This is a genomic window from Enterobacter sp. B79-1 (assembly GCF_057444735.1).
Genome location: NZ_JBYAZJ010000011.1, coordinates 63,880 through 87,942 on the forward strand (window position 1 = coordinate 63,880; position 24,063 = coordinate 87,942).

Below are 24,063 nucleotides of genomic sequence, written 5' to 3' on the forward strand. Positions count from 1 at the left end.
TTAGAGCCGCCCTGTGGGTTATTCAGTGTTACCAGCGGTAGTCATTACGGGTTTCCCAGTCTTTGACTTCGGTTTCCGCCTGGTCTTTCGCGTAGCCGTAACGTTCCTGAATTTTACCGACAAGCTGATCGCGTTTACCTTCAATGACGGTCATATCGTCATCCGTCAGCTTACCCCACTGTTCTTTCGCTTTACCTTTAAACTGCTTCCAGTTGCCGCCGATTTCGTCTTTATTCATCATCGTGTCCTCTTAGTTAAGCGTTGGGTCGTAACGTCCGTTACGTTCTTTTCTGCTGGACGTGATAATAATTGTAGTTAAGGATTCGGCGGTTGATTTCATATTCGGAATCTTTAACCGTCACGATATATCGTGACGGGAAGGGAGCCAGGTATTGTTTTGCCAGTGGCGGTGCCAGATGAACGCCAGCGACAATCCGCGCAGCGACAGGAAAACCGCCAGTGCCAGCCATAAACCATGGTTGCCCAAATACGGTAAGGTCAGCAGCGTGAGGCCAAAACCTGCAGCCGCGACCGCCATGCTGTTACGCATCTCCGCGCCGCGCGTTGCGCCAATAAACATGCCGTCCAGCAGATAACACCAGACGCCCACCACCGGCAAGATCACCTGCCAGATGAGATAGTGGCCCGCCAGTTCGCGTAAAGCCGGTAACGACGTGAGTAACGCGATAATGTCGCTGCCGAAACAGGCATAAATCAGTGCGAACGCCAGCGCGACCAGACCTGATTGACGGCAAGCCGCCCGCCACACCTCGCGGAGCTGGCCACTTTCACGCGCACCGTATGCCTGCCCGGAGTGCGCCTCCACGGCGTATGCAAAGCCGTCCAGCGCATACGCGGTAAACGTCAGCAATGTCATCAGCACCGCATTTACCGCAACGATCTCAGGCCCAAGACGGGCACCAAAAACCGTTAACGCACCAAAACAGAGCTGCAGCAGGAGCGAGCGAAGCATGATGTCCCGGTTCAGCGCCAGCAGCTTGCGGATGTTGCCGCGCCACGCGGTTTTCAGCATGACGAGGGAGATTCCACGCATGGCCAGTACGCGCCAGACCATCCACAGGCCGATGATAAACGTGCCGTATTCTGCGACTGCGGTTGCCAGTGCCGCGCCCCGTACGTTCATGTGCAGGCCCATCACCAGCCAGAGGTCGAGCACGATGTTCAAAAGGTTTCCCACCACCAGCAGGATGACCGGCGCACGAGCGTACTGCACGCCCAGCAGCCAGCCCAGCAGAACCAGGTTTGCCAGCGATGCGGGCGCGCTGAGCCAGCGGATTTCAAGAAAGCGACGCGCCTGCTCCAGCACCGCCTCGCTGCCGCCCACAATGTGCAGCGCCAAATCAATCAGCGGCGTGCGAAACAGCACGATTAACGCGCCTGCCCCAAGCGCCAGAATGAGTGGCTGAACCAGCGCCCGCGCCAGTCGCAGCGGCTCTTTCGCGCCATAGGCTTGTGCCGTCAGGCCCGTGGTACTCATGCGTAAGAAGAGCAGGAGCATAAAGAGAAAACTGGTCGCCGTTGCGCCAATCGCCACGCCGCCCAGATAAACGGGAGAATCCAGATGACCAATCACCGCGGTGTCCACCAGGCCAAGCAGGGGAACGGTGATATTGGAAAAAATCATCGGCAGTGCAAGACGCCACAATGCCTTATCAGAAGCTGTCAGCAGTGACATGAAAAATACCGGGAATGGAAAATGATCCAGGCTACGGAGACCCGTAGCCTGTCAGGAAGACGTTACAGCCATTCACCGTTGCGGATAACACCAACGGCCAGACCTTCAATGGAGAAGTTCTGTTCGCGCAGATCCACCACAATCGGGGAGAATTCGTTATTTTCGGGCAGCAGCTGTACGGTGTTGCCCTGTTTTTTCAGTCGTTTGACGGTCACTTCATCATCAATACGCGCGACCACAACCTGACCGTTACGTACATCCTGCGTTTTGTGAACGGCCAGCAGATCGCCGTCAAGAATGCCGATATCTTTCATGGACATCCCGCTGACGCGCAGCAGGAAATCTGCACTCGGTTTGAACATACCAGGATCGACCTGATAGTGACCTTCAATATGCTGCTGGGCCAACAGAGGTTCACCTGCGGCGACGCGACCAATCAGCGGAATACCTGTCTCTTCTTCCACCAGCAGACGAATGCCGCGAGACGCGCCAGACACAATTTCAATCACACCTTTGCGCGCCAGCGCTTTCAGGTGTTCCTCGGCCGCATTTGGAGAACGGAAGCCCAGACGCTGAGCGATTTCCGCACGCGTGGGTGGCATACCCGTCTGGCCGATATGATCCCGGATGAGATCAAACACCTCTTGCTGCCTGGTCGTTAACGCTTTCATTCCGCCCCCTGGGTGTATATACAGTTATGCTGTGAGTATATACAGTCAAAGGCGATTTTGGAACCAAAAACTGCACAAAAAACCAGGGACTTAATTATTCCTCGAGGCTCATCGGAAATGTGACCAAAGCAACGTGACCCAGGTAATCGCTGCCGTGATAATCGCCAACAGCACAGCGGCAGACCCCATGTCTTTCGCACGGCCAGAAAGTTCGTGGAAATCTGAACCGATACGGTCCACAACCGCCTCAATAGCGCTATTGAGAATTTCCACTATCATCACCAAAAGAACAGAGCCGATGAGAAGCACGCGGGTAATAGCATCAACATCAAGGAAACAGGCGATGATAACCGCGACGATAGCGGCAACGCCCTCCTGGCGAAACGCGGCTTCATTGACCCATGCGGCACGGAAACCTTTCCATGAATAGCCGGCAGCTTTGATGATTCGAGTTAACCCAGTGGTATTATTGGCCATTAATAGAACCTTTTATTGTAAATAGCGTCAGTAACTCTGGCAGCAGCGCGTTTCGCTGTAGCCTGAAGTATGACGGGTAACAACAGAAATTTTGCGCGCTTTCTGTTATCCTTGCGCCGCAATTGCATTATTAACCAGAGGCTTTACATCGTTTATGTCCGGCTGGCCACGAATTTACTACAAATTACTTAATTTACCATTAAGCGTCCTGGTAAAAAGTAAGTCTATCCCAGCAGAACCTGCGCTGGAATTAGGGCTCGATACGTCGCGCCCTATTATGTACGTTTTGCCTTATAACTCGAAGGCAGACCTGCTGACGCTTCGCGCCCAATGTCTGGCGCATGATTTACCTGACCCACTTGAACCGCTTGAAGTTGATGGCACTCTGCTGCCGCGCTACGTGTTTATTCACGGCGGGCCGCGCGTGTTTACCTATTACACGCCGAAAGAAGAGTCCATCAAGCTGTTCCATGACTATCTCGACCTACACCGCAGCAATCCCGATCTGGATGTGCAGATGGTGCCGGTCTCAGTGATGTTTGGTCGCCGTCCGGGCCGCGAAAAAGGTGAAGAGAATCCGCCGCTGCGTATGCTCAACGGCATCCAGAAGTTCTTCGCGGTCTCCTGGCTGGGACGCGACAGCTTTGTACGCTTCTCCCCTTCCGTTTCGCTGCGCCGTATGGCAGACGAGCACGGCACCGACAAGATCATCGCACAAAAACTGGCGCGCGTGGCGCGTATGCACTTCGCACGCCAGCGTCTGGCTGCCGTTGGGCCTCGTCTCCCGGCGCGTCAGGATCTGTTCAACAAGCTGCTGGCCTCCAAAGCGATTGCCCGCGCAGTTGAAGACGAAGCGCGCAGCAAGAAGATTTCCCACGAGAAAGCACAGCAAAATGCCATTGCACTGATGGAAGAGATCGCGGCGAACTTCTCCTATGAGATGATTCGTCTCTCTGACCGTATCCTGAGTTTCACCTGGAACCGTCTCTATCAGGGCATTAACGTCCACAACGCCGAGCGCGTTCGCCAGCTGGCCCATGACGGTCATGAAATTGTTTATGTGCCCTGCCACCGCAGCCACATGGACTACCTGCTGCTCTCCTATGTGTTGTATCACCAGGGGCTGGTGCCACCGCACATTGCGGCGGGTATCAACCTGAATTTCTGGCCAGCAGGCCCGATCTTCCGCCGTCTGGGTGCGTTCTTTATTCGCCGTACCTTTAAGGGTAATAAGCTCTATTCCACCGTATTCCGTGAATATCTCGGCGAGCTGTTCAGCCGCGGCTATTCCGTCGAATACTTCGTGGAAGGCGGTCGTTCCCGTACCGGTCGTCTGCTCGATCCGAAAACCGGCACGCTGTCGATGACCATCCAGGCCATGCTGCGCGGCGGCACGCGTCCGATCACGCTGGTGCCAATCTACATTGGCTATGAACACGTCATGGAAGTGGGCACTTACGCCAAAGAGCTGCGCGGTGCGACCAAAGAGAAAGAGAGCCTGCCGCAGATGCTGCGCGGCCTGAGCAAGCTGCGCAATCTTGGCCAGGGCTACGTGAACTTTGGCGAACCGATGCCGCTGATGACGTATCTGAACAACCATGTTCCGGAGTGGCGCGAGTCTATCGACCCTATCGAAGCGGTACGTCCGGCGTGGCTGACGCCTACGGTGAACGGTATTGCTGCGGAGCTGATGGTGCGCATCAACAACGCAGGTGCGGCGAACGCCATGAACCTGTGCTGTACCGCGCTTCTGGCCTCTCGCCAGCGTTCACTGACCCGTGAACAGTTGACCGAGCAGCTTGATTGCTACCTGAACATTATGCGCAACGTGCCGTACTCGGTTGATTCGACTGTGCCTTCTGCTACCGCGAGCGAGCTTATCGACCACGCGCTGCAGATGAACAAGTTCGAAGTCGAGAAAGACACCATCGGTGACATCATCATCCTGCCGCGCGAGCAGGCCGTGCTGATGACGTACTACCGCAACAACATCACGCATATGCTGATGTTGCCGTCGCTGATGGCGGCCATTATTACCCAGCATCGCCGCATTTCGCGTCAGGAACTGTTGCGCCATCTTGAAGCCATCTACCCGATGCTGAAAGCGGAGCTGTTCCTGCGCTGGAGTAAAGATGAGCTGGCGGTAGAGCTGGATAAAATGACGGAAGAGATGCGCCGTCAGGGGCTAATTACCCTGACTAATGACGAGCTGCATATCAACCCGTCGCGTTCCCGCACCCTGCAGCTGCTGGCCGCCGGTGCGCGTGAAACGCTGCAGCGCTACGCCATCACCTTCTGGCTGCTCAGCGCGAACCCGTCGATCAACCGCGGTACGCTGGAAAAAGAGAGCCGGACGCTGGCACAGCGCCTGTCTGTTCTACACGGCATTAACGCACCGGAGTTCTTCGACAAAGCGGTATTCAGCTCACTGGTGCTGACGCTGCGTGATGAAGGGTTTATCAGCGATACGGGCGATGCTGAACCGGAAGAGACGCTCAAGATTTACCAGATGCTGGCCGAGCTGATTACCTCGGACGTGCGTTTGACGATTGAGAGCGCGACGCAGGACGAGTGATGTAAAAAAGCCGGGTGGCGCTAGCGCTTACCCGGCCTACGATCCTGCATGACATGTAGGCCCGGTAAGCGCTAGCGCCACCGGGCTTCTTTTTAGCCAAAGTAACTCATCGCCAGCCCTAAAAACAGCACCAGACCGACGTAGTTATTATTTAAAAATGCTTTGAAGCAGGCTTCACGCTCGCGCTTCGCAATCAGCTTCTGCTGATACGCGAACAGCAGTCCCGCCACCAGCACGGACCAGTAAAATTCCCAGTTCAGCCCGTTCAGGCGACCAATCGCCACCATCAGCGCCAGCACCGCCACCTGCAAAATGCCGATAATCAGTTTGTCCTGACGGCCAAACAGGATCGCCGTCGACTTGATGCCAATCTTGAGATCGTCATCGCGGTCGACCATCGCGTACTGCGTATCGTACGCCACTGCCCAAAGAATATTCGCCAGGAACATCAGCCAGCAGCTGAGCGGGACAGATTCGCTAACCGCGGCAAACGCCATCGGAATCGACCAGCCAAATGCCGCGCCCAGCACCACCTGCGGCAGATGGGTGTAGCGCTTCATAAACGGGTAGACCCAGGCCAGCGCCAGCGCGGCGACAGACAGCAGGATCGTCATGGTGTTAAGCGTTAGCACCAGCAGGAAGGAGAGCAGCACCAGCACCACAAACAGCGTGCGCGCCTCTTTTTCCGTCACCTGGCCGCTGGGCAACGGACGATTAGCCGTTCGCTTTACATGTCCGTCAAATTTCCGGTCTGCGTAGTCATTTACTACACAGCCTGCAGCACGCATCAGCCAGACACCGGCAACAAACACCGCCAGGATCCACAGCGGCGGCACGCCCGGCGTCGCCACCCACAGCGCCCATAACGTTGGCCACAGCAGCAGCAATGCGCCAATCGGTTTATCCGTTCGCATTAAGCGGTGATAGGCCAGCAGCTTGTTTTGCGTCAGGCTCCACTCCATTTTGTCTTCCTCTCAGTACAACGGCGATGCCGGTAAAAAAAGCTCTGTCAGTATTAACGGTTTACCACTCAGACGCAGGCGGGAACGACGCCCCCACAGGTCGGCATCACGACCAATCTCAATAAAATCTCGGGTAAGTTCAGACGAGGTGAAAAGATACCTCCCCAGCGGCGTTTTCCCCAATCGTTGCAGGGCAAGTTCTGGCCCGGAAAGGGTAGACTCAGGCACCACTGTTCGCCCGGCAAGCCACGGCTCGCCGTCAGCACAGAGTAAAATTTCACGCAGCCAGTAGCGATCTTCTTTTGGCAGCAGCGGCAACTCGCTGGCGATGTCATCGGCAGAGACAAATCCTTCCTGAATCATCGTCACCGTGACCGTTTTGCCCTGTTGCTCAAAACGTTTCGTCATGGAATCTTCCAGCAGCAACCAGTCCAGTTGCTCCGGGTCAAGCGCAGGTATTTGGTCGAAATAGCGCAGCGCACGCAGTTGCGTTAGCGCGGGGTGTGACATGCCAGACTCTCCGATACATAACGTAATGGCATTGTATCGCAGAAACGCGGATTGAGGGCGGTCAAACGTTATTTAGCGATCACTATCGCAACAATGGCGCAACAGCGCGAAGAGAACCAAAAAAAGTGCGCCCACTCAGGCGCACTAAACTACTAACAAATCAGCACTGCGGGGAGACGGTTACCCCTTGCCTTTTACACTGCTGATAAAGGTGGAACGGGCAGTGGTTGAACCTAAACGTTCGGCTTCATCAAGCAGCTTCAGCGCTTTGTCGACATCGCCGCGCTTCACTGCCTGCTTAATGGCATTGTTGAAGTACGCTTCGGTGTCGTTCAGTACCGGCTCAGATGGCTTCGTTGGTGCTGGAGCAGGGGCCGATGCAGCCACAGGCGCGGCAGCAGCAGGCGCGGCATAGACTGGTGCTGCGGTGTTTCCTACCGTCACAGGGCCGTTACTGGAAGAACCAAACAGTGGGCCAACCAGTACGCTGGAACCGCTATTCGTTTTCACTTTCAGTTTTAATGTTCCATCGGTGACATGACGCGCAATAGGATCAGGAATATCAGGGATTGCATTGCCGGTACCTTTCGCATAGGCCTTGGCAGGATCAAGCAATGTCGTGGTTTTCTGAAGATCTTGCTCAGTGGTGAAGACCAGTACATAAAGTTTTTGCTGACCCAGTGCAGGTGTAATGCGCATCACCCCTTCCAGACGGTCAGCGCTCATTATACCCGGTTCCTGATAAGAGAAATATTCACTCGGGAAAAATGCAGATGGCGTCATATTCTGATCAAGAATCAGCACATTCGGCGCAAATACACTCGTTTGTTTGTTCACTTCGCTGGTTAGCGTAATTGCCAGTTCCCCAATGTTAGCCGGAACGCTATAAGCTGCAACCGGGCCTGTAATACCCGCCACATTCAGATGCTGTCCACCCGTTGAAAGCTGGGTCGTCTGCGTTTTGGACTGATCCACCGGAGTCCAGGTCAGTTGTTGTAATGCCGCCGTTGGGATGGACGGAGCGGATGTCGTATTCTGGGGGACGAAATTGACATTCGCGAGCGTAACTGCAGGCGCGCTCGCCAGCAGCCCTGCGGATAAGCAAAGGGCAAGGAGAGTTTTGTTCATTTTCATTGTTATCACCTCATCAAGCACAGGCTCAGCGGTAGCCAGGCAATAGCGCGCCGTCCTGAAGGATTGAGGGGCTTTCGCCCCTCAGTTTGGTCATTACGTCAGATTAAGAAGGGATTACCACCAGATTTCCATCTGGGCGCCGAAGGACCACTCGTCGTTGTCGCCACGACCGAAGGAGCTTCCATTGAAACCATCTTTGAACGCTTTACCGTAGTTAGCGTTGTTAGATGGGTTACCGCTGTAATCATAACCCCACTTCTCATCCCACTTGGCGTAGGTTGCGAACACACGGATAGCCGGGCGAGACCAGATGCTATCGCCTGCCTGCCACTGTTGCGCCAGGGTGATTTTGTACTGGTTGTTGGTTTCGTCAGCGCTTTGCGATTTCACGTTGTCGTAACCCACTTCCAGCAAGGTGCTCATGATAGGCGTCCATTTGAACATCGGACGTACACCTACGGTCCACCACTTGGTCCCGTTGTTGTTATCCCAGTCGATGTCCTGGTACATACCGACGTACATCAGGTCCCAGCGATCGCCCAGAGATATTGCACCGTGGTCGAGAATACGCAGCAGGCTACCGTTGTTGTTAATGTCGTAGGCGTAACCCGAGTTAGAATCGATGCCTACACCAGAACCTTGAGACAAGCCTTTACCCTGAGACGTCATTGAGTCAGTAGCATACTGAACCACAAACTTGTTATAGCCCTTCAGCATGCTCTGGGTGTGTTCAGCGGTGAACATCCAACCATCTTTTGAAGCACCATCAACCAGACGATAATCATCACGCGGGTTAGCACGACCATAATCAACACCCAGTTCCAGAGTGCCGCCTGGGTTGATTTCCATCTGTGCTAAGCGCACGTCAAAGACATCGTTCGCTGTACGAGTGGTGTAATCATAAATACTGTTGCTGGCGAAAGAGGATGAACCACCCGCTTCGGAAGAACGGGTTGCTGCCAGAGAGAGCTTACCAAAACCGACATCGATGTTTTCCAGACCCGCACCAGGACCAGATATATCCCAGTAGTAGAAGTCGATCATGTGAACGTCATGACGCTGATAGAAACGCTTACCGGCCCAGATGGTGGAGCCTGGCAGCCATTCAATCAGGTTTTTACCCTGCACGTTAGCTTCGCGGAACGCCGGATCGGTACCTTCCCAGTCGTTCTGCTGTGCAACGGAATACGCTACGTTAGTGTCGAAATAGAAGCTCTTATCGCCTTCTTTCCACACTTCCTGGCCCAGTTTCAGTTCGGCGTAGGTTTCACATTCGTTACCGAGACGGTATTTACTTTGTGCACCTGTTGCCTGGAAACATTGTTGTTCACCGCCACTACCCGTCCAGCCGATACCGGAACGAGCATAACCATGGAAATCCACAGCCAGTGCCTGAGCAGACATTACGCCCGCTGCGACGGCAACTGCCAGAGGAAGTTTGCGCAGAGTAATCATCATTCTATCTCCTGAGATCATTGCTTTTCTTTGAACACTTCACCTGTCGGTTTCGTGTCTTCTTTTGGGAATGCTTAAACGCCTGGCTCTTTATGCAACCGACGACATGCAGTGCCATCCTCACGGAACAGATGACAACGCTCTGGCGGCAAGCCGATAGCGAATTTGGCACCCTCTTCTACCAACACCACGTCATTCTGGCGGTAGACCAGGTTCTGACGGATGGCGGGGATCTGGATATGAATCTGTGTTTCGTGACCAAGCTGTTCGACGACCTGAACGTCACCTTCCAGCGTCACATCGGCGATGTGGCTCGGCAGTAAATGCTCAGGGCGGATACCCAGGGACATGTTTGCCCCGACCTGTACGTTGGCGCTGTCGACCGGCAGCCAGACCTGCTGACGGTTTGGCAGCTCCACCTGTACCTGTTCAATGGCTGTCGCGGTCACTTTGACGGGCAGGAAATTCATCTTTGGCGAGCCAATGAAGCCCGCAACAAAGCGGTCTGCCGGGTAGTGGTACAGCTCCAGCGGTTTACCCACCTGCGCCACGCGGCCAGCATCCAGCACCACGATTTTGTCCGCCAGGGTCATCGCTTCGACCTGATCGTGGGTGACGTAAATCATCGTGCGGCCAAGACGCTTGTGCAGACGGGAGATTTCGATACGCATCTGGACGCGCAGGGCGGCATCCAGGTTTGAGAGAGGTTCATCGAGCAGGAACACGCGCGGCTCTGCCACCAGCGTACGGCCGATTGCCACACGCTGACGCTGACCGCCGGAAAGCGCTTTTGGCTTACGCTCCAGCAGGTGAGCCAGCTGCAGCACTTCCGCTACCTGCGTCACGCGCTGGTTAATGACCTCTTTTTTCGCGCCAGCCAGCTTCAGGCCAAAGGACATGTTTTCCGCAACGGAAAGATGGGGATAGAGTGCATAAGACTGGAACACCATACCGACGCCACGTTCAGCAGGTGGGATGTCGTTCATTCGGGTATCACCGATCAGCAGATCGCCGCTGGTGATGGTTTCAAGACCGGCAATCATACGCAGCAGAGTAGATTTACCACAGCCTGATGGGCCAACAAACACCACGAACTCACCTTCGTTGATGTCCAGATTGATGTCTTTCGACACCACTACGTCGCCCCAGGCTTTCGTTACATTACGCAGCTGTACGCTCGCCATGCCCTTCTCCCTTCGTTACAACCTGTCACCGACAGAAACATTCAAGATAAGTTCACTATGGGGTATCCATTACTTTCGTGAATCCTCCACCCCCCGGCTTTTTTATGGGGGAGGAGGCGGGAGGATGAGAGAGCAGGCTCTGCGACCGCGGCTGGGGGGCTGAGGCAAAATTCGTGAAGCCACCTGCAAAATTCGGTGGGTTTTTATGTGCGCCAGCACTCATAACTTAAATTTATGCAACCGGGATCACACAAACGGGGGGTGGGGCGTAGGGGCTGGGAGGATGGAAAGAGGATGTCAAATAAGGAGACTGAGTCACGTTGAACCACCTCAGTGTATCCACGAGCACATCACCAAAAAAGGATGGCAGATATGAAGATCAAGACTGGCGCACGCGTTTTCGCATTGTCCGCCCTGGCAGCAATGATGATTTCCGCACCGGCTCTCGCCAAAATTGAAGAAGGTAAGCTGGTTATCTGGATTAACGGCGATAAAGGCTATAACGGCCTGGCCGAAGTGGGTAAGAAATTCGAAAAAGATACGGGCATCAAAGTCACTATCGAACATCCGGACAAACTGGAAGAGAAATTCCCGCAGGTTGCGGCGACCGGCGATGGCCCGGACATCATCTTCTGGGCGCATGACCGTTTCGGTGGTTACGCACAGTCTGGTCTGCTGGCTGAAGTGACCCCAGATAAAGCCTTCCAGGACAAGCTGTTCCCGTTCACCTGGGACGCCGTTCGCTATAACGGCAAGCTGATCGCTTACCCAATCGCGGTTGAAGCGCTGTCTCTGATTTACAACAAAGACCTGGTACCAAACCCGCCGAAGACCTGGGAAGAGATCCCTGCCCTGGATAAAGAGCTGAAGGCGAAAGGTAAATCCGCCCTGATGTTCAACCTGCAAGAGCCGTACTTCACCTGGCCGCTTATTGCTGCCGACGGCGGTTACGCGTTCAAGTTTGAAAACGGCAAATATGACGTGAAAGACGTGGGCGTGGACAACGCGGGCGCGAAAGCGGGTCTGACCTTCCTGGTTGACCTCATCAAGAACAAACACATGAACGCAGATACTGACTACTCCATCGCGGAAGCGGCGTTCAACAAAGGCGAAACCGCGATGACCATCAACGGTCCGTGGGCCTGGACCAACATTGACAAGAGCAAAATCAACTACGGCGTGACGCTGCTGCCAACCTTCAACGGCAAGCCGTCTAAACCGTTCGTGGGCGTGCTGAGCGCAGGCATCAACGCCGCTAGCCCGAACAAAGAGCTGGCGAAAGAGTTCCTGGAAAACTACCTGCTGACCGATCAGGGTCTGGATGAAGTGAACAAGGACAAACCGCTGGGTGCCGTTGCGCTGAAATCCTTCCAGGATCAGCTTGCGAAAGATCCACGCATCGCGGCCACCATGGATAACGCCCAGAAAGGCGAAATCATGCCGAACATCCCACAGATGGCCGCGTTCTGGTACGCCACCCGTACTGCGGTGATCAACGCTGCAAGCGGTCGCCAGACCGTTGATGCCGCGCTGAAAGATGCACAGGGCCGTATTACTAAGTAAGTCTGAAAAACGGCGGGTGGCGCGTGCGCTTACCCGCCCTACGACTACGGCACGATCCGTAGGTCAGGTAAGCGCAGCGCCACCTGACGATAAGTTTCCACCGTTGTAGAGGAAGAACCCCATGGATGTCATTAAAAAGAAACACTGGTGGCAAAGCGACGCGCTGAAGTGGTCAGTGATAGGTCTGCTGTGCCTGCTGGTGGGTTACCTTGTTGTTTTAATGTACGTACAAGGGGAATATCTGTTTGCCATCATGACGCTGATTTTAAGCTCTGCTGGCCTGTATATTTTCGCCAACCGTAAAGCCTACGCCTGGCGCTATGTCTACCCTGGCGTGGCCGGAATGGGGCTGTTTGTTCTCTTCCCGCTGATCTGTACCATCGCCATTGCGTTCACCAACTACAGCAGCACTAACCAGCTCGCGCAAGAACGCGCAACGCAGGTGCTTCTGGATCGCTCTTATCAGGCGGGTAAAACCTTCAACTTCGGCCTGTATCCTGCGGGTGACGAGTGGAAGTTAGCACTCACTGACGGAGAGAGCGGCAAAAACTATATTTCCGACGCGTTCAAATTTGGTGGCGAGCAAAAGCTGGCCTTAAAAGAGGCTGCGGCCCTGCCGGAAGGTGAACGTGCCAATCTGCGCGTGATTACGCAAAACCGTCAGGCGCTGACCCAGATCATCGCCGTGCTGCCAGACGAAAGCAAAGTGACCATGAGCTCGCTGCGCCAGTTCTCCGGCACGCAGCCGCTGTATACACTTGCGGATGACGGCACCCTGACCAACAACCAGAGCGGCGTGAAATATCGTCCGAATAACGACATTGGTTTCTATCAGTCCATTACTGCCGACGGCAAATGGGGTGATGACAAGCTCAGCCCGGGCTATACCGTCACCATCGGCTGGGACAACTTTACCCGCGTGTTTACCGACGAAGGCATCCAGAAACCGTTCTTCGCCATCTTCGTCTGGACGGTCGTTTTCTCGGTCCTGACCGTGATCCTGACCGTCGCCGTCGGCATGATACTGGCCTGCCTCGTCCAGTGGGAATCCCTGAAGGGCAAAGCGATTTACCGCGTGCTGTTGATTCTGCCGTACGCCGTACCGTCGTTTATCTCAATTCTGATTTTCAAAGGGCTGTTCAACCAGAGCTTCGGTGAAATCAACATGATGCTGAGCGCCCTGTTCGGCATCAAACCGGCCTGGTTCAGCGACCCGAGCACCGCCCGCTCGATGATTATCATCGTGAATACCTGGCTGGGTTATCCGTACATGATGATTCTGTGCATGGGGCTGCTGAAGGCCATCCCGGACGACCTGTACGAAGCCTCGGCGATGGACGGCGCGGGCCCGTTCCAGAACTTCTTCAAAATTACGCTGCCGCTGCTCATCAAGCCGCTGACGCCGCTGATGATTGCCAGCTTCGCCTTTAACTTTAACAACTTCGTACTGATTCAGCTGTTGACTAACGGTGGTCCAGACCGTCTCGGTACGACTACGCCAGCAGGCTATACCGACCTGCTCGTGAGCTACACCTACCGCATCGCCTTCGAAGGCGGCGGCGGTCAGGACTTCGGCCTGGCGGCAGCGATTGCCACCCTGATCTTCCTGCTGGTAGGCGCACTGGCGATTGTGAACCTGAAAGCCACACGTATGAAATTCGACTAAGGAGGGCACTGATTATGTCTATGGTCCAACCCAAATCACAGAAGCTGCGCCTCCTCGCGACGCACTTAGGCTTGCTGATTTTCATCGCGGCGATCATGTTCCCGCTGCTGATGGTTATCGCCATCTCCCTGCGTTCGGGTAACTTCGCGACCGGGAGCCTGATCCCGGATGAAATCTCCTGGGAGCACTGGAAGCTCGCACTGGGCTTCAGCGTTGAACACGCGGATGGCCGCGTCACTCCGCCACCGTTCCCGGTGCTGCTGTGGCTGTGGAACTCGGTGAAGGTTGCGACCATCACCGCGATCGGCATCGTGACGCTCTCCACGACCTGCGCTTACGCCTTCGCCCGCATGCGCTTCCCGGGCAAAGCGACGCTGCTGAAAGGGATGCTGATTTTCCAGATGTTCCCGGCCGTACTGTCGCTGGTGGCGTTATATGCCTTGTTTGACCGTCTGGGCCAGTACGTGCCGTTTATCGGTCTGAACACCCACGGCGGCGTGATCTTCGCCTACCTTGGCGGTATTGCACTGCATGTGTGGACCATCAAAGGCTATTTCGAAACCATCGACGGCTCGCTGGAAGAAGCGGCCGCGCTGGATGGCGCAACCCCGTGGCAGGCCTTCCGTCTGGTGCTGTTGCCGCTGTCGGTGCCGATTCTGGCGGTGGTGTTTATTCTGTCGTTTATCGCTGCGATCACCGAAGTACCGGTTGCCTCACTGTTACTGCGTGATGTGAACAGCTACACCCTGGCCGTCGGTATGCAGCAATACCTCAACCCGCAAAACTACCTGTGGGGCGACTTTGCCGCGGCGGCCGTACTTTCTGCCATCCCGATTACCGTGGTGTTCCTGCTGGCCCAGCGCTGGCTGGTGAATGGCCTGACGGCGGGCGGTGTGAAAGGTTAAGTTTCATTTGTTATGCCACTGCAACCCTCAACTTTAGACGTATTGTATTGACCCAACTTGTGACTGTTGTTAGGCGGCCTCCGGGCCGCCATTTTTTTATTCGCGTTTCAGCCGCTTCGAGTTGCACAGCCAGAGGGTGATCACCAGCAGCAGGATCGCCGCCGAGTAGATCAGCACGTCGAGCGGGGATTTATGATCGACGATGATCAGCCGCACTATCGCAGTGATCCCAATGTAGACAAAATAACGTAGCGGGAAGTGAAAGCCGGACTGAAAGTATTTCACAATCAGGGCGATAAATTCGAAGTAGAGAAAGTAGACCACCAGTCCTTCCACCAGCGCATATTTGCTGGTTTGTTCAGGGGCGAACAGTACATCCGCCAGATGCACCGTCTCTTTGCCGAGAAAGACGACCAGTATCAGGCCAAGGCTCAGCAGACCGAGGTTCAGCACGGTCTGGAGGATCGTTGAGATAAACTCAACGCGCGGGCGAGTCAGGGATGTCATACAGCACCTCATTCTCCAGGGCGAGGTTCCTGTATAACGCAAAAATGTGACGGGGATCTATATTTTTTGTTTATGTTTGGCGCATTCGCCCGGTGGCGCTGCGCTTACCGGGCCTACAAAAACCGTAGGCCGGGCAAACGTAGTGCCGCCCGGCGTGAAGCATTAGCGGAAGTTAACGTTCTTATCGCTGGTCATGTCATACAGCTGGAACTTACGTCCAAGCTGCTGGCCGCCGTCGCGCGTCAGCGGCGTCCAGCCAATCGCCGCACGGCTGCGGGTTGGTCCTGACGAGAACAGATCCAGCGGAATCGACACATAGACCCCTTTGGTGAAGTCCCCTTCCCCGTATTCGTCCGGCGAGACGTTGGTGATGGTGGCATAGCCGCCCACCACGACGCCGCTGTCGAAGTGTTTGGAGATATCCAGCGTACCGCCCTTATCGCCCGCCAGATACTGGCCGACGCTGGCTTTCACCAGCACGTCCTGCGCGAACGACGGCGTCCAGTAGGCGGTCAGGTGACCCGTTTTGACGCTGTAGTCGGTGAACTTCATCATGTCCTGCGCGCTGCGCCAGTCACGCTGCTTGACGTAGTTGGCATCAACCCCAAACGCCCAGTTGCTGTCAACAGGACGGTACAGCACCTCCGCCCCCGCACCGCCGAACATGGTTTCCAGATACCCGCCGTACACCTGGCCGTAGAAGCCGTTGCCGAAGTACTGGAAGTAGTTGGCCTGCAGGTTGTTCACGTAAGCGTTGTTCTGCACATACTCACGCACGCGGGTACGCACGCGCGGCAGCTTCGAGTCGTTTGGTGGGTTGGTGTAGTTGAACTTGTCGTAGTTGTTAGCGACGTTGCCAAACAGGCTGCCGGTGGTCAGCAGGTGGTCGGTGACCCACAGATCCGCCGTCGCCATCACGCCCAGCTGGTACATATAGAAGTTTTCAGGCCCGCCGACGGACTGGTTCAGCACCGGGTCGATATGGAAATCAAAGCGGGATTTATCGATATACCAGCCCTGCTCGGTGGTGTCTGGCACCACGGGCTCGATGCGTTTTTGCACCAGCTCGGTTTCATGCCCGAGCGGTTCACCTTCCAGATGGCGCTTGAGACTGGCGACGTCCGTTTCGGTCGTCACCTGCGGCATGTTGAGGCGGTTTTCCGTCACGCGGATCGTGCGGATCCCCTCCGGCAGATCGTTCATCACGATCCGGTTGGCGCGCTCGATCCCTTCTCGCGAGTCGCGGTATTTCACCTGCTCGCCGGTGACGTACAGCGTGTCGCCCTTGGTTTGAATTTTCGGATCGGCCAGACCGGCGTTGTATTTCAGTAACGTCAGCTGATTGGCGACCACGGAGTGCTGGAGGATCGCATCCTGCGGCTCCGGCTGATACGCAGGCCGCGCATTGTCGTTATAGTGCGGACGCATATCGTTAAAGTTGGTGCGCAGCGTGAAGCCAAACATCAGAGTATTGCCACGCTCGTAGCTGAGGTTAACGTCGGCCCAATCGGTGACGCGGTAAATGGCGCCGACGTTAAACTTGCTCTTCTGCTCAATTTTCCCGGCGAAGTCCTGCGAGTAATCATTCCCTTCATACTCCAGCTTCAGGCGTAATGGCTGCCAGGGCGTTTGATACTCCACGCCGCCAAACAACGAGGCCGGACCATGAAACATCTGATCCCCGTTGATGGAGCCCGCTTTCTGGTAGCTGTTATCGCGGTAGCAGTATTTATCGCTGTAGGTACAGAACGGGTTTTTGACGTTACCGCTGGTACCCAGATAGCCCCAGCCAAGCCCCAGAGAGAAGTCAAACGGCCCCCAGGCTTTGCTGGCCACGACGTATTCCGCATCAAACAGGCCGGTCCCGCCGATATCTTTCGCGCCTACGGAAACCTGCGGCATCCAGTAGCTCTCTTCCCAGAGTCGCAGCTTGACGTCGAAGGCCTTGTCCTTATAGGTCTGATCGCCGGAGAACGCGTCGACGCTGCTGTACTGTTTCGTTCGCACGTCTGTATAGCGCAGCGTGGTTTCGAGCCACGGGAACAACTGTACGGAGGCGGAGTAGTAGCGATACTGGTCGTTGTCGCGGTAGTTGAGGCTGATCTCCCCCTCGCGCGCCATACGCGCGGTAGGGGTTTGCAGTAAGCCGACGCCGCCGAAGTCTGATTGCGACGGCCCAATGGGCGCCGGATACGTTTCCGCATGGCAGGCAGCGCTTACGCACAGCGCCAGCATGCTGTAGAGATAGGTTCTTTTCATTAATCCGGTATCCGCTGCGTCAGGGAATGAAGGATATCGGCATTAAGCCCGTCATACGCCTTCGTCCAGAAATGGTCGGCAAAGCCGACAAAAATCACGCTGCCGGGCATGGGTTCGATATGTCGCTTATTCCAGTATGCTACGGGTGCTTTTTGCGTATGCCCGTCGGGGTAAACAATCCAGGCGTAGCTGTTATCCGCGCCGCTCAGCAGGCTTTGTTCATCGAGATAGCTCGCCACATCGCGACCGGGGGTAAAGGGCTTTTTGCCCGGGCTGCTGATTAGCCCCATCACGGTCACCGTCGTCGGCTTCACTGGCAGCCAGAGCGTGTACTCCCCTTCAAGCGTGGGGTTACCCTTTTCCGCGACGCGCACTTCATCTGGATCAAGGTTCACCTTCTGGCGGCCTGTTACCTTCAGCGCCTGGAGCTGCTGGCGAACGTTGTTGATAGCGGCGGCATCATCGCCGTCTTCCTGCTCCGCTAAACCCGTCAGGCGAGCCAGCAGGGCATGGTGTTTTTGTTCCGCCACTACCGTTGCCTGACGCTCGCTGATAACCGCCCCCGGCCACCAGCTGTTAGCCAGCCTTGGCTGTCCAACGAGATCGAGCAGATGCTCTGCGTTAGTTAAGGTTTTGGGTTGCGCGTTGTCCGGCGTGTAGACTTTCACGGTTCCCGCAGACCATGCCAGCGGCGTGGCAAGACTGGCGAGAAGCGCAACGTGGATGAGCGTTTTCATGATTTCGCCGCCTTGATCAGGGTTGTTTTCACCGGGAAGAAACCGGCACCGAGATACTGCAAGGACTGGCGAATTTGCCCTTCTTCATCTATCCAGTAACGGTTATGCCAGGTCGCCTGGTCGGTCGTGACCTCTTCATCCAGCACGCGAGTCTGCGTTTCGTCGCTACCGACGTTGACACTGTCGGTGCCGTCCCAGCGGAAGGTAGAACGCGCCGTGGCGTAGCGCACCTGCTGGTGTTCGGTCCAACCCATTGTGCGCGTCCAGCTTGCGCCGTCGGTAATCTGGTTAGGTTTGATCAGCGGATCGTCGGCGAGGTTGTTTACCTCAAGCAGATTGTCGCCACCAAGCAGCGTTTTCACGATACGACCATGCTGCGTCACGATGGTGGCCTGATCCTGCGTCACCCATTTCTGCTGCCCGTTTTCATCGAAAGCGAGCACCACAAACAGTTGCGGGCCATCGTTTAGCTGCATGTACTGGCTGGCATACGGCATGTTCTGCAGTTCGTCATCGGTCAGATGCACGCCCGGCGTACCGAACAGGCTGTCCCACAGGGAATTTCCCAGCCCTTTGGTAGTGGCTGAGCACGCCTGCAACAGCAGGCAAATCATAATGATTGCAGGTCGCTTCACGACTCTTCTCCGAAGGGGCGAAATAACCACACCGAAGTGTGGTTATGATTAAAACACCCGCTATTACTGGGTGCTGGTCGTCGTGGTGGTCGTGGTTCCGGTATTGGAGCCATCACCGCCACCGGTTGCCGCCAGCGCGACACCCACGGCTGAACTTACGGTGCTGGCGCTGGCTGCGGTAGAACTTCCCGCAGACGCAGACGTCGCAGCCGACCCTGCAGCTTCCCCGACCTGAACCGGAGCTGCATAAACAGATGTCGCCGCAAGCGCAGATATGGCAAAAATGCCATACAGTACTTTTTTCATAACAATTTCCCTTCAATGAATGAATGGAGATTTGCCCGAAAAGAAATTCAGGCGGATTCGAGTATACACAACTAAAGCAGCGGGATTGCCGTACGGATAAATAGGGAGGGAGTTTTCAGACTAATGGATAAAAACGAAACATAAGACGAATGAATAAAATATATTATGATTAAAAATCAATAAGATATAATTAATCACTAATAATTTAATTATCCGGATTTTCCTAAAATAAACCGCAGTGATTAACGGGTTAACGGGCTTTTTCAGATAAAACTCAGAACCATAATTTGAGTTAACTAACAGACATCAGGAATTATCCGATAAAAAAATGCCGGCATATCGCCGGCATTTTTCATGACATATTTATTACGGACGCCATGCTTTATAACGGTTAATCAGGCCGTTTGTAGAGCTGTCGTGGCTGTCGATTGCTTTATCGTCACCCAACTCTGGCAGAATTCGGTTTGCCAGCTGTTTGCCCAGCTCAACGCCCCACTGGTCAAAGGTGAAGATGTTCAGGATAGCGCCCTGAGTGAAGATCTTGTGCTCGTACAGGGCAATCAGCGCGCCCAGGCTGAACGGGGTGATTTCGCGCAGCAGGATGGAGTTGGTTGGACGGTTGCCTTCGAATACCTTGAACGGCACAACGTGGTCCAGGGTTGCCGGATCTTTACCCTGGTCACGGTATTCCTGCTCAACCACCTCGCGAGATTTACCGAACGCCAGCGCTTCAGTCTGCGCGAAGAAGTTGGACAGCAGCTTCGGATGGTGGTCAGACAATGCGTTATGCGTGATAGCCGGCGCGATGAAATCACACGGTACCATTTTGGTGCCCTGGTGAATCAGCTGGTAGAACGCATGCTGGCCGTTGGTGCCTGGCTCGCCCCAGATGATTGGGCCAGTCTGGTAATCCACCGCATTGCCGTTACGGTCAACGTATTTACCGTTGGATTCCATGTTGCCCTGCTGGAAGTAGGCCGCAAAGCGGTGCATGTACTGGTCGTACGGCAGGATTGCTTCGGTTTCAGCGCCGAAGAAGTTGTTGTACCAGATTCCGATCAGCGCCAGCAGCACCGGCAGGTTTTTCTCAGGCGCGGTGGTGGAGAAGTGTTTATCCATCGCGTGCGCGCCGGAGAGCAGCTCAACGAAGTTGTCGAAGCCCACGGACAGTATGATGGACAGACCAATCGCGGACCAGAGTGAGTAGCGGCCCCCAACCCAGTCCCAGAACTCGAACATGTTCGCGGTATCAATACCGAACTCGCCCACCGCTTTACCGTTGGTAGACAGCGCCGCGAAGTGTTTCGCCACGTGTTTGTTGTCGCCAGCCGTTTTCAGGAACCAGTCGCGCGCGCTGTGGGCGTTGGTCATGGTTTCCTGGGTGGTGAAGGTTTTGGACGCGACCAGGAACAGGGTGGTTTCCGGGTTCACTTTCTTCAGTACTTCGGCGATATGGGTACCATCAACGTTAGATACGAAATGCATGTTGAGGTGGTTTTTGTACGGACGCAGCGCTTCGGTCACCATGAATGGGCCGAGGTCAGAACCGCCGATACCGATGTTCACCACGTCGGTGATAGCCTTGCCGGTGTAGCCTTTCCAGCTACCGGAGATGATCGCTTCAGAGAAGGCTTTCATCTTTTCCAGCACCGCGTTCACTTCCGGCATGACGTCTTTGCCGTCAACGATGATTGGCGTATTGCTACGGTTACGCAGGGCCACGTGCAGCACGGCGCGGTCTTCGGTGCGGTTGATCTTCTCACCGGAGAACATGGATTTGATGGCGTCGGCCAGCTCAGTTTCTTTCGCCAGATCCTGCAGTTTTGCCAGCGTCTCTTCGGTAATGCGGTTTTTGGAGAAATCCACCAGCATCAGGTCGTCGAAGGTCGCGGAGAACTTATTGAAACGATCGGCATCTTTCGCGAACAGATCCGCGATGGTGACGTCTTTCATTTCATCAAAATGTTTCTGTAGTGCCTGCCAGGCAGCGGTCTGCGTTGGGTTGATGTTTTTCATTAGCAATACTCTTCTGATTTGAGAATTGTGACTGCGGTCGATTGTAGCGCCTGCAAATAAAAATTGTGATGGTTTTTATGCCATTGCCCTGGCCTGCATCAAACGCAGGTGAAAAGACCCGAAAAGTATAGCTGCTGGCGGAGCCTCCTGGGGCGGCGAAATGTCGCCCAAAACAGGGTAAAACGGAGCATAAAATATGGCCCTGTTATAAGTCCTGTTTCTCAGGGGTACCCCCCCATGAAAAATCCGCATAATCCCAGCATTGACAGGACCTCCCCCGCATTTTATTTATAGGGCCGTATTTTGCGCCTGCACCTGTTTTCATTTCATTCTTGTGCCATGGTCGCTTATTCATTCCCTGACACGAGGTTGTTATGACGAGTTTTGTGGTCGCCAAGTTTGGCGGCACCAGTGTGGCAGATTACGCTGCCATGAACCGCAGCGCCGATGTGGTGCTGGCCGATCCGAATACCCGCCTGGTGGTGCTTTCTGCATCCGCTGGCGTGACGAACCTGCTGGTTTCTCTGTCTGAAGGACTTGAAGCGACAGAACGTTTCGTGAAGCTGGACGCGCTGCGCAAAATTCAATTCGACATCCTTGAGTGTCTTCAGAATCCGAATGTGATCCGCGAGGAAATCGAACGCCTGCTGGAAAATATCACCACCCTGGCAGAAGCGGCGTCTCTGGCAAACTCCTCGGCCCTGACGGATGAACTGGTCAGCCACGGCGAGCTGATGTCTACCCTGCTGTTTGTTGAGATTATGCGCGAGCGTAATATTCAGGCGCAGTGGTTTGACGTGCGTAAAGTGATGCGCACTAGCGATCGCTTTGGCCGTGCCGAGCCGGATGTTGAAGCGCTGGCCGAGCTGACCAGCCAACAGCTGGCACCACGCCTGGAAGAGAGTATTGTGATCACCCAAGGCTTTATCGGCAGCGAAGCCAAAGGCCGCACCACGACGCTTGGCCGAGGCGGCAGCGATTATACCGCCGCTCTGCTGGGCGAAGCGCTGCATGCCACGCGCGTGGATATCTGGACGGACGTGCCGGGCATTTACACCACTGACCCTCGCGTAGTCTCTACGGCAAAACGTATTGATGTGATTGCGTTTGAAGAAGCGGCGGAGATGGCCACCTTCGGCGCGAAGGTGCTGCATCCGGCAACCCTGCTGCCTGCCGTGCGCAGCGATATTCCGGTCTTCGTCGGCTCCAGTAAAGAGCCGAAAGCAGGCGGCACGATGGTGTGTAAGAGAACCGAAAGCCCGCCGCTGTTCCGCGCGCTGGCCCTGCGTCGCAAGCAGACGCTGGTCACACTGCACAGCCATAACATGCTGCACTCCCGCGGCTTCCTGGCAGAAGTGTTTGGCATCCTGGCGCGCCACAACATCTCCGTGGACCTGATCACCACGTCAGAAGTGAGCATTGCGCTGACGCTGGATACGACCGGCTCAACGTCCAAGGGTGATACCCTTCTGACCCAGTCGCTGCTGATTGAGCTGTCCGAGCTGTGCCGCGTGGAAGTAGAAGAAGACCTGGCGCTTGTTGCCATCATTGGCAACAAGCTGTCGCGCGCCTGCGGCGTGGGCAAAGAAGTGTTCGGCGTGCTCGACCCGTTCAGCATCCGCATGATTTGCTACGGCGCATCCAGCTATAACCTCTGCTTCCTGGTGCCTGCCGATCAGGCCGAGCAGGTGGTGCAGAAACTTCATCAGAATTTGTTTGAATAAAATTCGTTAGCACGATAAACAATACCTATAAGCCGGGCACAGACCCGGCTTTTTCATAACTAAACAACACAACACAATCGCAAGGAATACCTATGTTATCCGCCATCACCCGGCTGTTCCCGCTATGGGCGCTGCTGCTCTCTGTACTCGCGTATTACACCCCGGCCACCTTCACCGGCATTGGCCCGTGGGTCACCACGCTGCTGATGCTGATTATGCTCGGTATGGGCGTGCATCTGAAAATCGACGACTTTAAGCGCGTGCTGTCCCGCCCGGCTCCGGTTGCTGCAGGGATCTTCCTCCACTACCTGGTGATGCCGCTTGCGGCGTGGCTGCTGGCTATGGCTTTTAAGATGCCGCCCGATCTCTCCGCCGGGATGGTGCTGGTGGGCAGCGTCGCCAGCGGCACGGCGTCAAACGTGATGATCTTTCTTGCGAAAGGCGATGTGGCGCTCTCCGTCACTATCTCTTCCGTCTCAACGCTGGTTGGCGTAATTGCCACACCGCTGTTAACCCGCCTGTACGTTGATGCGCATATTCAGGTGGATGTGATGGGCATGCTGCTGAGCATTCTGCAAATCGTGGTGATCCCGATTGCGCTGGGCCTGGTGATTCACCATCTTTTCCCACGCGTGGTGAAAGCGGTTGAGCCGTATCTGCCTGCGTTTTCGATGGTCTGTATTCTGGCCATCATCAGCGCCGTGGTGGCGGGCTCCGCCTCACACATTGCTTCCGTAGGCTTTGTGGTGATCGTCGCGGTGGTGCTGCATAACACTATCGGCCTGCTGGGCGGCTACTGGGGCGGGAAGCTGTTTGGCTTTGACGAATCGACCTGCCGTACGCTGGCAATCGAAGTGGGCATGCAGAACTCCGGCCTGGCGGCGGCGCTCGGTAAAATCTACTTCTCGCCGCTGGCGGCACTGCCGGGAGCGCTGTTCTCCGTCTGGCACAACCTTTCCGGCTCGCTGCTGGCGGGCTACTGGTCCGGCAAACCGATTGATGAGCAAACGAAAAAAGATGCGGTGAAACAGGGTTAATTTGCCACGCTTGCTTTACACTGAAGCCTCTCTCTCAGGAGGCT

The 24,063-nt window shown here is 55.3% G+C and carries 21 protein-coding genes and 1 pseudogene; 6 read left to right on the forward strand and 16 right to left on the reverse strand.

The annotated features are described in order from the left end of the window. Window positions 1–28 precede the first annotated feature (28 nt). From AC2T6E_RS21650 to AC2T6E_RS21670, 5 genes and pseudogenes are all read right to left on the reverse strand, one after another. A complete protein-coding gene (locus AC2T6E_RS21650) occupies window positions 29–238 on the reverse strand; it encodes a CsbD family protein (protein WP_211449571.1) in 210 nt (69 codons plus the stop codon). 49 nt (window positions 239–287) lie between these two features. After that, window positions 288–362 (reverse strand): annotated as a pseudogene (locus tag AC2T6E_RS21655) (hypothetical protein); the annotation flags it as partial. Then, window positions 359–1,696 (reverse strand): MATE family efflux transporter DinF, encoded by a 1,338-nt coding sequence (gene dinF / locus AC2T6E_RS21660; RefSeq protein WP_486693214.1) that lies wholly within the window; start codon window positions 1,694–1,696, stop codon window positions 359–361. The gene dinF and the pseudogene AC2T6E_RS21655, both read right to left, overlap by 4 nt. A 62-nt stretch (window positions 1,697–1,758) precedes the next feature. Continuing rightward, window positions 1,759–2,367 carry a transcriptional repressor LexA gene (gene lexA, locus AC2T6E_RS21665; RefSeq protein WP_089598610.1) on the reverse strand — a complete coding sequence of 203 codons (609 nt, stop codon included), beginning with the start codon at window positions 2,365–2,367 and terminating at the stop codon, window positions 1,759–1,761. A gap of 108 nt (window positions 2,368–2,475) precedes the next feature. Beyond that, on the reverse strand, window positions 2,476–2,844 hold the full coding sequence (locus AC2T6E_RS21670; protein ID WP_014830281.1) for a diacylglycerol kinase: 369 nt from the start codon (window positions 2,842–2,844) through the stop codon (window positions 2,476–2,478). A gap of 154 nt (window positions 2,845–2,998) precedes the next feature. Here AC2T6E_RS21670 and plsB point away from each other — a divergent pair, with 154 nt between their 5' ends. Next, window positions 2,999–5,419 carry a glycerol-3-phosphate 1-O-acyltransferase PlsB gene (gene plsB, locus AC2T6E_RS21675; protein ID WP_089598609.1) on the forward strand — a complete coding sequence of 807 codons (2,421 nt, stop codon included), beginning with the start codon at window positions 2,999–3,001 and terminating at the stop codon, window positions 5,417–5,419. 92 nt (window positions 5,420–5,511) lie between these two features. Here the strand turns inward: plsB and ubiA are convergent, their stop codons facing one another. The 5 genes from ubiA to malK form a co-directional block, all read right to left on the reverse strand. After that, the gene (gene ubiA, locus AC2T6E_RS21680) at window positions 5,512–6,381 is read right to left on the reverse strand and encodes a 4-hydroxybenzoate octaprenyltransferase (RefSeq protein WP_221553175.1); all 870 of its coding nucleotides are present in this window, start codon (window positions 6,379–6,381) and stop codon (window positions 5,512–5,514) included. A gap of 12 nt (window positions 6,382–6,393) precedes the next feature. Then, the gene (ubiC, locus tag AC2T6E_RS21685) at window positions 6,394–6,891 is read right to left on the reverse strand and encodes a chorismate lyase (RefSeq protein WP_089598607.1); all 498 of its coding nucleotides are present in this window, start codon (window positions 6,889–6,891) and stop codon (window positions 6,394–6,396) included. Window positions 6,892–7,071: 180 nt separating this feature from the next. Next, window positions 7,072–8,025 carry a maltose operon protein MalM gene (gene malM, locus AC2T6E_RS21690; protein ID WP_486693218.1) on the reverse strand — a complete coding sequence of 318 codons (954 nt, stop codon included), beginning with the start codon at window positions 8,023–8,025 and terminating at the stop codon, window positions 7,072–7,074. A 114-nt stretch (window positions 8,026–8,139) separates the two neighbouring features. Next, a complete protein-coding gene (locus tag AC2T6E_RS21695) occupies window positions 8,140–9,483 on the reverse strand; it encodes a maltoporin (RefSeq protein WP_120159799.1) in 1,344 nt (447 codons plus the stop codon). A 71-nt stretch (window positions 9,484–9,554) separates the two neighbouring features. Then, entirely contained in the window at window positions 9,555–10,664 is a 1,110-nt protein-coding gene (gene malK / locus AC2T6E_RS21700; protein WP_059312961.1) for a maltose/maltodextrin ABC transporter ATP-binding protein MalK, read from the reverse strand. A gap of 372 nt (window positions 10,665–11,036) precedes the next feature. On the opposite strand from malK, the gene malE reads away from it, so the two are divergent. The 3 genes from malE (at window position 11,037) to malG (ending at window position 14,798) form a co-directional block, all read left to right on the forward strand. Then, a complete protein-coding gene (gene malE / locus AC2T6E_RS21705; protein ID WP_089598604.1) occupies window positions 11,037–12,227 on the forward strand; it encodes a maltose/maltodextrin ABC transporter substrate-binding protein MalE in 1,191 nt (396 codons plus the stop codon). A gap of 121 nt (window positions 12,228–12,348) precedes the next feature. Then, a complete protein-coding gene (gene malF / locus AC2T6E_RS21710) occupies window positions 12,349–13,893 on the forward strand; it encodes a maltose ABC transporter permease MalF (RefSeq protein WP_486693221.1) in 1,545 nt (514 codons plus the stop codon). 14 nt (window positions 13,894–13,907) lie between these two features. Next, a complete protein-coding gene (malG, locus tag AC2T6E_RS21715; RefSeq protein WP_042716434.1) occupies window positions 13,908–14,798 on the forward strand; it encodes a maltose ABC transporter permease MalG in 891 nt (296 codons plus the stop codon). 96 nt (window positions 14,799–14,894) lie between these two features. Here malG and psiE read toward each other — a convergent pair whose 3' ends face one another. From psiE to pgi, 6 genes are all read right to left on the reverse strand, one after another. Beyond that, window positions 14,895–15,305 (reverse strand): phosphate-starvation-inducible protein PsiE, encoded by a 411-nt coding sequence (psiE, locus tag AC2T6E_RS21720; RefSeq protein WP_000202963.1) that lies wholly within the window; start codon window positions 15,303–15,305, stop codon window positions 14,895–14,897. A 162-nt stretch (window positions 15,306–15,467) separates the two neighbouring features. Continuing rightward, the gene (locus AC2T6E_RS21725; RefSeq protein ID WP_148401248.1) at window positions 15,468–17,564 is read right to left on the reverse strand and encodes a YjbH domain-containing protein; all 2,097 of its coding nucleotides are present in this window, start codon (window positions 17,562–17,564) and stop codon (window positions 15,468–15,470) included. Beyond that, entirely contained in the window at window positions 17,564–18,301 is a 738-nt protein-coding gene (locus AC2T6E_RS21730; RefSeq protein ID WP_262187248.1) for a capsule biosynthesis GfcC family protein, read from the reverse strand. The genes AC2T6E_RS21725 and AC2T6E_RS21730 overlap by 1 nt, the downstream gene beginning before the upstream one ends. Further along, window positions 18,298–18,936, reverse strand: coding sequence for a YjbF family lipoprotein (locus tag AC2T6E_RS21735; RefSeq protein ID WP_120159796.1), 639 nt, complete (start codon window positions 18,934–18,936; stop codon window positions 18,298–18,300). The genes AC2T6E_RS21730 and AC2T6E_RS21735 overlap by 4 nt, the downstream gene beginning before the upstream one ends. Before the next feature lie 63 nt (window positions 18,937–18,999). Continuing rightward, window positions 19,000–19,242 (reverse strand): exopolysaccharide production protein YjbE, encoded by a 243-nt coding sequence (yjbE, locus tag AC2T6E_RS21740; protein ID WP_008503423.1) that lies wholly within the window; start codon window positions 19,240–19,242, stop codon window positions 19,000–19,002. 366 nt (window positions 19,243–19,608) lie between these two features. Next, a complete protein-coding gene (gene pgi, locus AC2T6E_RS21745) occupies window positions 19,609–21,258 on the reverse strand; it encodes a glucose-6-phosphate isomerase (RefSeq protein WP_486693226.1) in 1,650 nt (549 codons plus the stop codon). Between the two features lie 374 nt (window positions 21,259–21,632). Between pgi and lysC the strand changes: the two genes are divergently transcribed. Further along, on the forward strand, window positions 21,633–22,982 hold the full coding sequence (gene lysC / locus AC2T6E_RS21750; RefSeq protein WP_108418104.1) for a lysine-sensitive aspartokinase 3: 1,350 nt from the start codon (window positions 21,633–21,635) through the stop codon (window positions 22,980–22,982). A 92-nt stretch (window positions 22,983–23,074) separates the two neighbouring features. Continuing rightward, window positions 23,075–24,019 (forward strand): ketopantoate/pantoate/pantothenate transporter PanS, encoded by a 945-nt coding sequence (gene panS, locus AC2T6E_RS21755; protein WP_486693227.1) that lies wholly within the window; start codon window positions 23,075–23,077, stop codon window positions 24,017–24,019. Window positions 24,020–24,063: the final 44 nt, after the last annotated feature.